Annotated in this window: 10 protein-coding genes; 8 read left to right on the top strand and 2 right to left on the bottom strand. The window is 71.6% G+C overall.

Features of this window, described 5'->3' with window-relative positions; translation table 11 throughout:
* Positions 1 to 2: 2 nt before the first annotated feature.
* Entirely contained in the window at positions 3 to 809 is an 807-nt protein-coding gene (locus CLV43_RS16870) for an SCO4651 family lipoprotein (RefSeq protein ID WP_146174782.1), read from the top strand.
* Here the strand turns inward: CLV43_RS16870 and CLV43_RS16865 are convergent, their stop codons facing one another.
* Complete coding sequence (locus CLV43_RS16865) at positions 810 to 2,348, bottom strand: P-loop NTPase family protein (RefSeq protein ID WP_106188100.1); 1,539 nt, start codon at positions 2,346 to 2,348, stop codon at positions 810 to 812.
* 111 nt (positions 2,349 to 2,459) lie between these two features.
* Here CLV43_RS16865 and CLV43_RS16860 point away from each other — a divergent pair, with 111 nt between their 5' ends.
* Positions 2,460 to 3,569 (top strand): exo-alpha-sialidase, encoded by a 1,110-nt coding sequence (locus CLV43_RS16860; protein WP_106188099.1) that lies wholly within the window; start codon positions 2,460 to 2,462, stop codon positions 3,567 to 3,569.
* A gap of 490 nt (positions 3,570 to 4,059) precedes the next feature.
* On the opposite strand, the gene CLV43_RS16855 is transcribed toward CLV43_RS16860, so the two are convergent.
* On the bottom strand, positions 4,060 to 5,277 hold the full coding sequence (locus CLV43_RS16855; protein ID WP_106188098.1) for a coiled-coil domain-containing protein: 1,218 nt from the start codon (positions 5,275 to 5,277) through the stop codon (positions 4,060 to 4,062).
* A 411-nt stretch (positions 5,278 to 5,688) separates the two neighbouring features.
* Between CLV43_RS16855 and CLV43_RS16850 the strand changes: the two genes are divergently transcribed.
* From CLV43_RS16850 to CLV43_RS16825, 6 genes are all read left to right on the top strand, one after another.
* Positions 5,689 to 9,066, top strand: coding sequence for a pyruvate carboxylase (locus CLV43_RS16850; RefSeq protein ID WP_106188097.1), 3,378 nt, complete (start codon positions 5,689 to 5,691; stop codon positions 9,064 to 9,066).
* Between the two features lie 181 nt (positions 9,067 to 9,247).
* Positions 9,248 to 10,054: a polyprenyl synthetase family protein gene (locus tag CLV43_RS16845; RefSeq protein ID WP_170155863.1), complete on the top strand. Its 807-nt coding sequence runs from the start codon at positions 9,248 to 9,250 to the stop codon at positions 10,052 to 10,054.
* A gap of 21 nt (positions 10,055 to 10,075) precedes the next feature.
* On the top strand, positions 10,076 to 10,612 hold the full coding sequence (locus tag CLV43_RS16840) for a hypothetical protein (RefSeq protein ID WP_106188095.1): 537 nt from the start codon (positions 10,076 to 10,078) through the stop codon (positions 10,610 to 10,612).
* A gap of 45 nt (positions 10,613 to 10,657) precedes the next feature.
* Positions 10,658 to 11,746, top strand: a complete 1,089-nt coding sequence (locus CLV43_RS16835; RefSeq protein WP_106188094.1) for an MBL fold metallo-hydrolase — start codon at positions 10,658 to 10,660, stop codon at positions 11,744 to 11,746.
* Positions 11,739 to 12,572: an arginase family protein gene (locus CLV43_RS16830; RefSeq protein ID WP_106188093.1), complete on the top strand. Its 834-nt coding sequence runs from the start codon at positions 11,739 to 11,741 to the stop codon at positions 12,570 to 12,572. The genes CLV43_RS16835 and CLV43_RS16830 overlap by 8 nt, the downstream gene beginning before the upstream one ends.
* Positions 12,569 to 13,270, top strand: coding sequence for an SDR family NAD(P)-dependent oxidoreductase (locus tag CLV43_RS16825; protein WP_106188092.1), 702 nt, complete (start codon positions 12,569 to 12,571; stop codon positions 13,268 to 13,270). The genes CLV43_RS16830 and CLV43_RS16825 overlap by 4 nt, the downstream gene beginning before the upstream one ends.
* The last annotated feature ends 4 nt before the right edge of the window (positions 13,271 to 13,274 follow it).

Here is a 13,274-nt window from a genome sequence, read left to right as displayed (position 1 = left end):
TTGTGCGCCGTCGACTGCTAGCCGCCATCCCGCTCGTGCTGCTCGCCGCCTGCGGGTCGACCCCGCCGCCCCCGGCGCCGACGACCTCGCAGGTGAAGGGCGAGCTGGCGGTGCTGGCCGAGCGGATCGCGCAGCGCCGCGGGGAGCTGAGGACGGCCAGGTTCCACACCGACGGCTTCGCCTCCGACGGCGCGTCCACCGAGGTGCGCAACACCGCGGACGGCGCCATCAGCCAGACCGCGGACGGCGTGTTCGGCGCGTTCACCATGGGCATCGACACCGGCGGCGCGGCCCGCAAGATCGACCTGGTGGTGCTGAAGGACGGCCTGTACGCGCACCTCGACGGTGCCGCGATGCCCACGGGCAAGAAGTGGGCGCAGTACACCGAGGCCAACGCGGGCGAGATCTCCGGGCTCCTGCGCGGTTTCGGGCCCAGCGGCATGGCGGGCGCCGAGCTCGACTACCTGAAACCGACTGCGGCGCTGGTGCTGCGCAAGGCGTCCGAGCAGCTCGACGGCACCCCGGTCACCCGCTACGACATCGCCGTGGACACGGTGAAGATCGCCAAGCTGCTCGACGACCCGGACCTCCAGCTCCAGCACACCCAGCTCGCCGAGTACGGCGTCACCATCAGCGCGTTCGCCTGGGTCGACGACACCGGTCTCCCGCTCAAGGCCGAGTACCGCTTCGAGCAGAACGGCAAGGTCGTCAAGAGCTCCACCACCCGCTTCACCGACTGGGGTGCCGCCGTCGACGTCGCCGCGCCACCCGCCGCCGAGACCGTTCCGGCCGACCAGCTGCCGAAGTAGCTAGTCCAACGTGGACAGGTCGATCGCCTCCGCGCCGAAGTCGAAACCGTCCGGCGGCAGGGCGTGCGACCAGGTGAGCCAGCCGCCGCGGTGGCGCGGGCGCGACGGCAGCTCGCCGTCGAGCAGCAGGGCGACGTAGCAGCCGTAGTCGATGGCGAAGCCGTCGTAGGTGGTGCCGGGGTGGTGCTTGTCGACGATGCCGCGGCGCAGCACGTGCAGCAGCCGCGCGTCGTACAGCACGTCGACCGCGGGGTGCTCCGAGCCCGCGGAGTGCTCCAGCAGGAACGTCCGCGAGCGCCGTTTCCCGACCACCTCGTCGACGAGCTTGCGCAACGTGGTGCGGGCGTCCGGGATGGAGTCGATGGCGGCCTGCTTGTCTCGCAGGTACCAGTCGCGGGCGGCGCGGCGGACGTCGGCGAGGCCGATGGGCTCCCGGTGGGCGTTCTGCGCGGCGAGCGCGGCGATGTTGATGGCGTCGCGCGGGACGCCCTCGGCGGCGCGGACCAGCTCGTCGAACGCGTTGGGCTGGAAGGCGTGCGCGACGAGCTCGGCCGGGTTCGCCGGTGCCGTCGCGTCGGGCATGCGGGTCAGCCGTTCGAGGGAGTGGTTGTAGAAGAGCTGGCCGAAGAACTCCTGGGCGTCGGTGCGGCCGCGGTTGAACACCAGGAAGTCGTCGAGGCTGACCGCGGTCGCCGCGTCGGCGCCCAGCTCGATGCCCACGTAGTCGCCCGCGGGGCCGGGGATGGCGAAGCGCGAGCGGCGTTCGATCGCGGCGATCTTCACCGTGATGCCGGTGACCGGCAGCACGCAGCGGCGCAGCAGGTCCGCCAGCAGCGGCTGGAGGTCCATCGGCACGCTGCTCCACTCGTCCAGCAGCAGCCACAGCCGCCGCCTTCCCAGTGCCCTGCTGATGGCCCGCAGCGCTCGGCTGAGCGGTCCGAACACCACGTGGTGCCGCTCCACCCCGGTCCGCCGCAGGCGGTGCTCGGCCGACGCCGTGTGCTTGCGCTCCGCGGTGACCTTCGCCGACGGCGTCGCGCTCACCTCGAAGCCGTGCCTGCTCTCGCTGGTGCCGCCGCTCTTGGACTCCTGCTCGACCTCGCCGACCACTTCCACGGCGGTCGCCGCCTCCGCCAAGGCGTCCAGCGGGGCGAACAGGTCGACCTCCTGGTCGACCGCGATCGCCAGCAGCTCGTCGTGCACCGCTTCCAGCGTGTCCACCAGCAGGTGCGTGCCGCGCACCGCCGCGCTCACCGCGCTGTCGGCGTTCATCCCGTCCGCGGAGCCGATCGTGCGCAGGTCCAGGTACACCACCAGGTCCCCGGCGCGGTCGACCTGGTCGCTCAGGTACAGCAGCGCGTGCGTCTTCCCGGTACCGCGCCGCCCGTAGAGGACCTGGTGGTCGGTCGAGTGCAGCATCGCGGAGAACGACCCCGCGCTGACGTAGGTCGTGGCGAGCGTGTACCGGTCGGTGCTCTCCGAACGACGGGGGATGCCCATCAAGGCCTGGTTCAGGTGGCGGTGCTGGTTGGTGGTCATCACCACCAGCCTGGCGCGACCCGATCACCGCCGAAATCGCCCAACTGGTCCCACGTTCGGGTCTGGCGTTGCGCCCCGATCCGCCCGATCCGGTGATCTAGCGTCCCGCCCGTGCGCCGCATCCCCACGTTGCCACTGGTCCTGCTCCTGCTCACCACCGTCCTGGTCGCACCCGCGCGCGCGAGCCGTGAGCCGAAGCTGCTGAGCGACGGCGAGTCCCGCTACCCGCACGCGATCCGGTTGAGCGACGGGAACATCGTCGCCAGCGCCGACCACTGGGGTGACGGCACCGGTGTCGCCGACATCTACCGCAGCGCCGACGGCGGCACGTTCCGCAAGGTCGCCACCATCACCGACCCCGAGGCCGACCGCGGCCTGTGCTGCGCCCACCTCTACGAGTTGCCCCGCCGCGTCGGCAAGCTGCCGAAGGGCACGCTCCTGTGGGCCGGCACCACCGGCCACCTCCGCGGCCGCATGACGTTGCGGATCTGGCGCAGCGACAACCACGGCACCACCTGGCGCTACCTGTCCACCTGCGCCACCTCACCCGACGGCCACGGCATCTGGGAACCCGAGCTGTCGGTCGACGCGGACGGCCACCTGGTCTGCCACTACGCCGACGAGACCTCCCCCGACCACAGCCAGATGCTCGTCCGCACCACTTCGCCTGATGGAACCACCTGGTCCGACCGCATCACCACCGTCGCCTTGACACCACGCGGCTACCGCCCCGGCATGCCCCACGTCCGCCGCCTTCCCGACGGCACCTACTTCATGACCTACGAGATCTGCGGCCAACGCGGCCAGTACTTCTGCGAACCGCACTTCCGCACCTCCCCCAACGGCTCGGACTGGGGCGACCCCACCAACCCCGGCACCAGCCTGCACAGCCGCAACGGCCGCTACTTCGCCCACACCCCCACCATCGAACTAGCCCCCGGCGGCCGCATCGTCCTCATCGGACAGATGCTCATGACCCCCGACGGCAAGATCGACGAAGGCAACGGCAGCACCCTCTTCATCAGCGACAACAACACCCAAGGCCCCTGGTACGAAGCCCCCGCCCCCATCTCGGTACCCAAAGCACGAGACGTCAACTGCCCCAACTACCACCCATCACTGGTCACCTCACCCGACGGCCACGAGGTCCTCGAACTCACCAGCGACTACGACTCCACCGGCAAATGCCAAGTCCGCTACGCCACCGGCCCCCTACCGTGACCACAGGCTCCAGCCGCCCAGTCCAACGCGCAGCAAGGATGCCTTCCCTTCCGACGGCACAGCCGAGGATCCGTCGTTGGGCGCAGCCCGCCAGCGCCCATCCGGCGCGGAGCGCCTGGGGCCTTGTCCGCAGCGCAGCAAGGATGCCCTGTCCGACGGCGCAGCCGAGGATGCAGTGTCCGTCGCGGAGCGTCGGATGCCCTCCCCACCCACACTCCCCCCACGCACCCCGACGAGAAGCCACCTCTATGACCACTGCCGCTTGTCAAGACAGCCTTATCGTCTTGACAAGCGGCAGTGGTCATAGAACACTCGGCGACCGGGGTGCAGCCCCGTCCCTCACACGCGCGAACCCATAACATCCCCCACCCTCACCGGGGGACGGCCCCGAGGCCAGTCTACCGGGGGTAGGGGCTCCGAAGAGGAACACGCACCTCAGCTGTGGACAACCCCAGCCCCTGTGGACAACTCACAGCGACCCGCCCAACCCTCAAGCGTCCTTGGCCTTCTTCTGGATCGGCAACTTCGCCGTAGGCGAATCCGGATCCACAGCCTTGGCCCCGGCACTCCCAGACCCCACATGCGGATCCTCCGGCAACGGCCCCAGCACCGACACGGCCTGCAACACCGCCGCCTGCGCCGCCGCGAACTGCTCCGTCAACGTCTGGTGCATGGTCCGCAAAGCCGTCACCCGGTCGTTCGCCTCGGTGACCCGCCGCCCCGCGTGCTCGTCCGCGTCCTTCACCGTCTTCTCGGCCCGTGCCGCCGCCGACGTCGTGAGGGCTTCGACCTTCGCCAGGGCTTCGGACTCCAGTTCGGCGAGCAGCTTCTCCGACTCGGCCTTCTTCGCGGCGAGCGACTCGGCCAGGGACTTCTCGGCCGCGACCTTGCGCGCCTCGGCGTCGGTGACGATCTTCTCCGCCGCGACCTTCGCCGTCACGACGAGCTGCTCGTGCTCCTTCTTGAGCTTGGTGCGCAGCTCGTCGTACTCCTTGTCGAGGTCGTCGTGGTACTTCTTGTACTTCTGCTCCAGGGCGACCCGGTTCTTCTCCAGGTCGGCGGCCTTCGCGTCGTACTCGGTCGTGACCCGTTCGGTCTCCGCGCGCGTCTCCGCCATGAGGGCGTTGTGCTCGGCGGAGAGCTTGGCCTTCAGCTCCTGCTGCTCGGTGTTGAGCTTGGTGCGGAGCTCCTTGTGCTCGGCTTCCAGCTCGGCCTTGCGCTGCTCGAACTTCTGGTCGAGGTCGATGCGGTGCTGCTGGTGCTGGGCTTCCAGCTGCCTGCGCCGGTCCTCGGTCTCGCCGTGCTTGCGCTGGTGCAGGGCCTTCTGCTCGGCGGCGAACCGGTCGGCTTCGGCGCGGGTGGCGTTCGCGTGGTCGACGGCCGCCTTGCGGATGTCGGCGATCTCCTCCTCGGCGAGGCCCATCATGATGCGGACGCGCTCGGTCACGTTGGAGGCGCTGATGGGGCTGTTCGCGAGGCTGGACAGCTGCGTCTTGACCTTGTCCAGCTCGGCTCTCGTGCCCGCGACCACCTTCGACAGCTCCGCCACCTGGGCGGCGGCGGCGTCACGGCTGCGGTTGGCGTTCTTGAGGTCGAACTCCAACCGGGTGACGCGTTCGTTGACCTGCCGCTGGTTGTAACCACGCAGGACGACGTCGAAGTGAGCTGTGCGGGCAGCTGTCTGCCCATTCCCATCGGGCGCGGCCATATGGGCAACACTACCGAGGTTTCCGACCTGTTAGTGATTCGATGCGGTGAACGCCACCGCGTTGGCGCAACCCATCGGACCTTCGGATGGGTACCGCCGTGAAGACGGCCACACCTACTGCATTCGACGCAACCTCCACCGCTTTCGGTGACCGTTGGTAACGGACGGGTGATCCGCCGCTAACAGGACCCCTACCGCCAGGGGCTGCGCGCGGGCCTGCGCTGCGGCACACTCTCGGGGCATGGCCCCAGCTCACGACGGGGGCGCACGCGCGACTTGACCGTGCCGCGAACCGATCGAGATGACGTCCGTCACGTGGGATGGAACTCCCGAGGGGCGGGAAGCGCACGGTAACGTTCCGCTGACTCAAACAAAGCGACCCAGTCGAGCCAGCCGGGAGGGAACGCCGCTATGTTCCGCAAGGTCCTTGTCGCGAACCGCGGCGAGATCGCGATCCGGGCGTTTCGAGCCGCCTACGAACTGGGCGCGGGAACGGTCGCGGTCTTCCCGCACGAAGACCGCAACTCGCTGCACAGGCTGAAGGCCGACGAGTCCTACCAGATCGGCGAGCCGGGGCACCCGGTCCGCGCGTACCTGTCCGTCGAGGAGATCGTGAAGGCCGCCCGCCGGGCGGGTGTCGACGCGGTCTACCCCGGTTACGGCTTCCTGTCGGAGAACCCCGAGCTCGCGCAGGCGTGCAAGGACGCGGGCATCACGTTCGTGGGCCCACCGACCGAGGTGCTGGAGCTGACCGGCAACAAGGCGCGCGCCATCGCGGCCGCGCGCGAGGCCGGGCTGCCGGTGCTGGAGTCGTCCGCGCCGTCGGCCGACGTGGAGGAGCTGCTCGCCGCCGCCGAGGGGATCAACTTCCCCGTGTTCGTGAAGGCCGTCGCCGGCGGTGGCGGTCGCGGGATGCGCCGGGTCGAGGACCCGTCGACGCTGCGCGAGTCGCTCGAGGCGGCCATGCGCGAGGCCGAGTCGGCGTTCGGCGACCCGACCATGTTCATCGAGCAGGCCGTGGTCGAGCCCCGCCACATCGAGGTGCAGATCCTCGCCGACGGCGAGGGCAACGTGATCCACCTGTTCGAGCGCGACTGCTCGGTGCAGCGGCGCCACCAGAAGGTCATCGAGATCGCGCCCGCGCCGAACCTGGCGCCGGAGATCCGCGACCGGATGTGCGCCCACGCCGTCGCGTTCGCCCGGCACATCGGCTACCGCAACGCGGGCACCGTCGAGTTCCTGCTGGACCCGAACGGCAACTACGTCTTCATCGAGATGAACCCGCGCATCCAGGTCGAACACACGGTCACCGAGGAGGTGACCGACGTCGACCTGGTCCAGTCGCAGATGCTCATCGCGAGCGGCTCCACGCTGGCCGACCTCAACCTCAGCCAGGAGACCGTGCAGCTGCGCGGCGCGGCGCTGCAGTGCCGCATCACCACCGAGGACCCGGCCAACGGCTTCCGCCCGGACACCGGTGTGATCAGCGCGTACCGCTCGCCCGGCGGCTCCGGCATCCGGCTCGACGGCGGCACGATCGGCGCGGGCACGGCCATCGGCGCCCACTTCGACTCGATGCTGGTGAAGCTGACCTGCCGCGGCCGCACGTTCGCCGCCGCGGTGGCCCGCTCCCGCCGCGCGGTCGCCGAGTTCCGCATCCGCGGCGTGTCCACGAACATCCCGTTCCTCCAGGCGGTGCTGGACGACCCGGACTTCTACGAGGGCCGCGTCACCACGTCGTTCATCGAGCGCCGCCCGCACCTGCTGACCGCCCGGCACTCCGCCGACCGCGGCACGAAGATCCTCACCTACCTGGCCGACGTGACGGTGAACAAGCCGAACGGCGAGCGCCCGGCGAGCGTGGACCCGCGCGACAAGCTGCCGCTCGCGGACCTCGGCGCGGAGCCGGTGGCCGGGTCGAAGCAGCGGCTCGACGAGCTGGGTCCGGAGGGCTTCGCCGCGTGGCTGCGCAACAGCCGCGCGGTCGGCGTCACCGACACGACGTTCCGCGACGCGCACCAGTCGCTGCTGGCGACGCGGGTGCGCACCAAGGACCTGCTCGCCGTCGCGCCGCACGTGGCCAGGCTGACGCCCGAGCTGCTGTCGCTGGAGGCGTGGGGCGGCGCGACCTACGACGTGGCGCTGCGGTTCCTCGCCGAGGACCCGTGGGAGCGGCTCGCGCAGCTGCGCGAGGCCGTGCCGAACATCAACCTCCAGATGCTGCTGCGCGGCCGCAACACGGTCGGCTACACGCCGTACCCGGCGGCGGTGACGTCGGCGTTCGTGCAGGAGGCGACGAAGACCGGCATCGACATCTTCCGGATCTTCGACGCGCTCAACGACGTCGAGCAGATGCGGCCCGCGATCGAGGCCGTGCGCGAGACCGGGACGGCGCTCGCCGAGGTGGCGCTCTGCTACACCTCGGACCTGTCCGACCCCGACGAGCGGATCTACACGCTCGACTACTACCTCAAGCTGGCCGAGCAGATCGTCGGCGCGGGCGCGCACGTGCTGTGCGTCAAGGACATGGCGGGCCTGCTCCGCGCGCCCGCCGCGTCCCGGCTGATCACCGCGCTGCGCAAGGAGTTCGACCTCCCCGTGCACCTGCACACCCACGACACGGCCGGTGGCCAGCTGGCCACCTACCTGGCCGCGATCCAGGCGGGCGTGGACGCGGTGGACGGCGCCGCGGCGTCGATGGCGGGCACGACGTCGCAGCCCGCGCTGTCGTCGATCGTCGCCGCGACCGACCACACCGACCGCGCCACCGGGCTCGACCTGGAGGCGGTCTGCGACCTGGAGCCGTACTGGGAGGCGACCCGGCGGATCTACGCGCCGTTCGAGTCGGGCCTGCCCTCGCCGACCGGCCGCGTCTACAAGCACGAGATCCCCGGCGGCCAGCTGTCCAACCTGCGCACGCAGGCCGTCGCGCTCGGCCTCGGCCAGCGGTTCGAGGACATCGAGGCCGTCTACGCCGCCGCCGACCGGATGCTCGGCCACCTGGTGAAGGTGACCCCGTCGTCCAAGGTCGTCGGCGACCTCGCGCTGCACCTGGTCGGCGCGGGTGTCACGCCCGCCGAGTTCGAGGCCGACCCCGGCAAGTTCGACATCCCGGCCTCGGTGATCGGGTTCCTGCACGGCGAGCTGGGCGACCCGCCCGGCGGCTGGCCGGAGCCGTTCCGCACCAAGGCGCTGAAGGGCCGCCCGGCCCCCAAGGGTGTCGAGGAGCTGTCCGACGCCGACGCGCGGGGGCTGGACGACGACCGCCGCGCCACCCTCAACCGGCTGCTGTTCCCGGCGCCCACCAAGGAGTTCCTGGCCCACCGCGAGCAGTACGGCGACACGAGCGTGCTGCGCAGCAAGGACTTCTTCTACGGCCTGCGGCCGGGGGAGGAGTACTCGGTCGACCTGGAGCCCGGTGTGCGGCTGCTGATCGGCCTGGAGGCCATCGGCGAGGCCGACGAGCGCGGCATGCGCACGGTCATGGCCACGCTCAACGGCCAGCTGCGGCCGATCTCGGTGCGCGACCGGTCCATCGCCGCGGAGATCCCCGCCGCGGAGAAGGCGGACCGGAGCAACCAGAACCACGTCGCCGCGCCGTTCGCCGGTGTCGTCACGCCGTCGGTGGCCGAGGGCGACCAGGTCGAGGCGGGCCAGACCGTGGCGACGATCGAGGCCATGAAGATGGAGGCCTCGATCACCGCCGCCAAGGCGGGCACGGTGCAGCGGCTCGCGGTGCGCGCCGTGCAGCAGGTCGAAGGCGGGGACCTGCTGATCGTCCTCCAGTAGGGCTCGGCACGGGCCGTTCCCGCACCCGTCGGTGTCCTCCGGTGCACAACGCGCAGCGGAGGGCGCCGACGGGGCTGGGCCAGGCGTGTGGCGTCGTTGCACCGTCCGGGTCACGCGCCGCGCACCGGTCGCGGCGGCCACCAGCATGGAGTGCTCCCCTCCCCCGAAGAGGAGCCCCGCCTTGGACCTCGACGCCAGCCGCAACCCTCCGCTCAGCCCCCACGACGACGACCTGCGCGAAATGCTGCGCACCGAGTTCGCGGCCCGCTGGCCGGACTCCCGCCGGGGCTCCCTCGACGCCGTCGACCGCTACGCCCTGCTGCCCGTCGGCACCCTCCTGCGCTCGCTGCTCGTGCTGCGCGCCGCCCTCGCCGTCGGCGGCGACCTGCACCGCGTGCTGCCCGCCGCGGTCGGCGTGGAGTGCCTGCACGTCGGCAGCCAGGTGCACCAGGACCTCATGCGCCGCGACGACGTGCGGCACGGCCGCGTCGCCGTGCACCGGCGGTTCGGCACCGAACGCGCTCTCGTCGCGGCGAACTCCCTGTACTTCCGCGGGTTCGGCCTCATCGGCGAGTGCCGCGACCGCGGCGCCACCGCCGAGCAGGTCGCCGACGCCACCCGGATCCAGGCCGAGGCGGGCGTGCAGGCCAACCGCGGCCTGGAGCTCGCGCTGGAGCTCGACGGGAACCCGGACCCGGCGTCGGTGGAGTACCTGCGGATGGCGAAGCTGCGCACGGCCGTGCTCGCGGCCGCCTGCCGCATCGGCGCGGTGCTCGGCGGGGCCACCCCGGAGCAGGCGCGCGCGTTGGCCGGTTTCGGCGAGAACCTGGGCATGGCAACGCACCTGCGCACCGACCCCAAGCCCGTGCGCGCGGTGTCCGCGGAGCGGATGGCGCAGCAGTACACCGGTCGCGCCCGGCGCAAGCTGCGCCGCCTTCCGGTTGGTGCAAGTCGGGATCGTTTGGCGCAGTTGACCAAGTTGTGCTGATGCTGTGGCAACCTCGCTGACATGGACGACCGCTACCAGACGATCGCTGACATCGAAGCGACCGAGCAGGAGGCCCCGCACCTGGCCCAAGAGGTGATCGACTGGCTGGTCGAGATCGGCGTGGTGGTCAAGGAGAGGACCAACTGCGCCTGTGGGATCGGTCACGCTCCCGGCCCGCACTTCGGGCGCGCCGTCGTCGAACCCGACGAAGCCCTCCGCTCGGTGGCCTGGAACGGGCTCCGCGTCGAGGTCGGCCGAGCCGTCTACTACGCCAAAGCGCCTGATCAGGCCATCTACTGCCCGCACTGCGACGCCGAGGTGGACCTGGACCGGATCGCCGACGCGTTCGAGGAGTGGCAGCAGGGGGCGGACGGCACCCGGCCGTGCCCGATCTGCACCAGGGAACTGGATCCGAACGGCTGGCGTTGGGAACCACCGTGGGGCTTCGGCGCGCTGGGTCTGACGTTCTGGAACTGGCCGCCGCTGCGCCCCGAGTTCGTCCTTGAGCTGTCCGCCCGGCTCGGTCACCGCACCGTCCTGGTCGCCGACAAGCTCTGAGGCCTGACGCGTGTGACGATGGCCTGGCGGAACAGTGGAGGTGCCATGAGGAAGACGACGGGTGTGCTGCTCGGACTGGCGGCGGCCGGAGCGGCCTGGGCGGTGCGCGGAGTACCCGCGGCGCTGGGCGGGAAACCGGACCCCGCGCTGCTGCGGCGGTCACCGCAGTTCCGCGACGGCACGTTCCACAACGTCAAGCGCACCAGCACGATGCCGGACGCGGAGAGCGCGGGCGTCTTCCGCGAGTTCCTCTTCGGCGGCGGCCGCCGCAAGCCGTCGGGGCCGGTCCCGCTGGTCGGCCCGCCGACCGGGACCACGAGCGCCGAGGGCCTGCACATCACCTGGTACGGCCACGCGTCGTCGCTGGTGGAGATCGACGGCGTCCGCGTGCTGTTCGACCCCATCTGGTCCGACCGCTGCTCGCCGTCGGAGCTGGTCGGCCCCAAGCGGCTGCACCCGGTGCCGCACGAGCTGTCCGACCTGCCGCCGATCGACGCCGTCGTGATCTCGCACGACCACTACGACCACCTCGACCTGCCGACCGTGCGGGCGCTCACCCAGGACAGCACCGCGCCGTTCGTGGTGCCGCTGGGGATCGGCGCGCACCTGCGCCGGTGGAACGTGCCGGAGTCGCGGATCGTCGAGCTGGACTGGAACGAGGGCCACGAGGTCGCGGGCGTCCGGCTGACCGCGACCGCCGCCCAGCACTTCTCCGGGCGGGGGCTCAAGCGCGACAACACGTTGTGGGCGTCCTGGGTCGTGGCCGGGCCGCGGCACCGCGTCTTCTACAGCGGTGACACCGGGTACTTCGACGGGTACGCCGACATCGGCGCCGAGCACGGCCCGTTCGACGCGTCCCTGGTGCAGATCGGCGCGTACAGCGTCGGCTGGCCGGACATCCACATGACGCCGGAGGAGGGCGTGCGCGCCCACCTCGCGCTCAACGGCGGGCTGCTGATCCCGGTGCACTGGGCGACGTTCAACCTGTCCGTGCACGACTGGTCCGAGCCGGTGGACCGGGTGTGGCGGGAGACCAAGGCGCACGACATCAAGCTGGCCGTGCCGAAGCCGGGGGAGCGGGTCGACGTCAACGACCCACCGGCGGTCGACGGTTGGTGGCAGGCGCTTGCCTGAGGTCCACTCCGTCCCGCAGCGGCAGGGCGCGGTCGTCGCCAGGGCCGAGTCGCTGCCGTCGGGCGGGCGCGCGTTGGCGAAGCTCGCCGGTGAGGTGCTCGGCGCCGACGTGCGCGCGGTCCCGGTGGGGGAGCACGGGTCGCCGGTGGTCGACGGCATCGCCGACCGCGAGGTCCTGCTGGCGAACCGGGCCGCTCAACGGGCGGCGCTGAAAACCCGGTCGAAGGTGCTCACCATCGGCGGCGACTGCGGCGTCGAGCTCGAACCCGTGCGGGCCGCCCGCGAGCGGTACGGGCGGACCCTCGGGCTCGCCTGGTTCGACGCGCACGGCGACCTGCACACCCCGGCCACCTCCCCGTCCGGCGCGTTCCACGGCATGGTGCTGCGCGCCCTGCTCGGCGACGGCGACCCCGACTTCGCGGCCACGCCCCGGATCGGCCGCAACAAGGCCGTGCTGCTCGGCACCCGGTCGATGGAGCCCGCCGAACGCGAGCAGGTGTGGCGCGGCACCGTCCGCTACCTGCCCGCGCACGCCGCCCGGCGTTCGGGCATGGCGGGCTCGGCCGTGCTGGAGACCGACTCCGACGAGGTCTACCTGCACGTGGACCTCGACGTCCTGGACCCGACCGAGTTCGACGGCGTCGGCTGCCCCTCGCCCGGCGGCCTCACCGTCGCCCAGCTGGTCGGCTCCATCCGCGCCATCGCCGCCGCGACTCCGGTGATCGGCGCGGGCATCACCGAGTGCGCCACCGACGACCCCGAGGCCCTGCGCGTGCTCGTACCGCTGCTCGAAGCTGTCGGCGCCTGCCTGGGGTTCGGGTCATGACCAGGACCGCCGTGGTGACCGGGGGAGGCACCGGCATCGGCCGGGCGATCGCGCTGGACCTGGTCGCCAGGGGACTGGACGTGGTGATCACCGGACGGCGCGCCGACGTGCTCGCCCTGGTGCCCGGTGTGCGCGGGGTGGCGTTCGACGCGACCGACCCCGACGCCGTCGACCGGGCCCTGGCCGACCTGCCGGGGTCGGTGGACGTGCTGGTCAACAACGCGGGCGGGGTGGCGTCCGGCTCCTCCGCCACGTTGGCGGACGTGCGCGCGGGCTGGCTGGCCGACTACGAGTCGAACGTGGTCAGCGCCGTCCTGGTGACCACCGCGCTGACACCGCGGCTAGCCGACCAGGCCCGGATCGTCACGATCGGCTCCATCGCGGGCCGTCGCGGCGGCGGCAGCTACGGCGCCGCCAAGGCCGCCGTCGAGGCCTGGACCGCCGACCTGGCGTCCTCGCTCGGCCGCCGCGGCATCACCGCGAACGTCGTGTCGCCCGGCTACGTCGAGGACACCGGGTTCTTCGGCGACTCCATGACCGCCGCCCGCCGCGAGCGGCTGGTCGGCCAGACCGCCACCGGCCGCCCCGGCACCCCCGCCGACGTCGCCGCCGTCGTGGGCTTCCTCACTTCCCCGGAGGCCGGTCACGTCACCGGGCAGGTGGTGCCGGTCAACGGCGGCGCGCACCTGGGACGATGAGCGG

The organism is Umezawaea tangerina (assembly GCF_003002815.1).
Lineage (GTDB): Bacteria > Actinomycetota > Actinomycetes > Mycobacteriales > Pseudonocardiaceae > Umezawaea > Umezawaea tangerina.
Note: the sequence above shows the minus strand (reverse complement) of the source record. Positions and strands in the feature narration are given on the sequence as shown.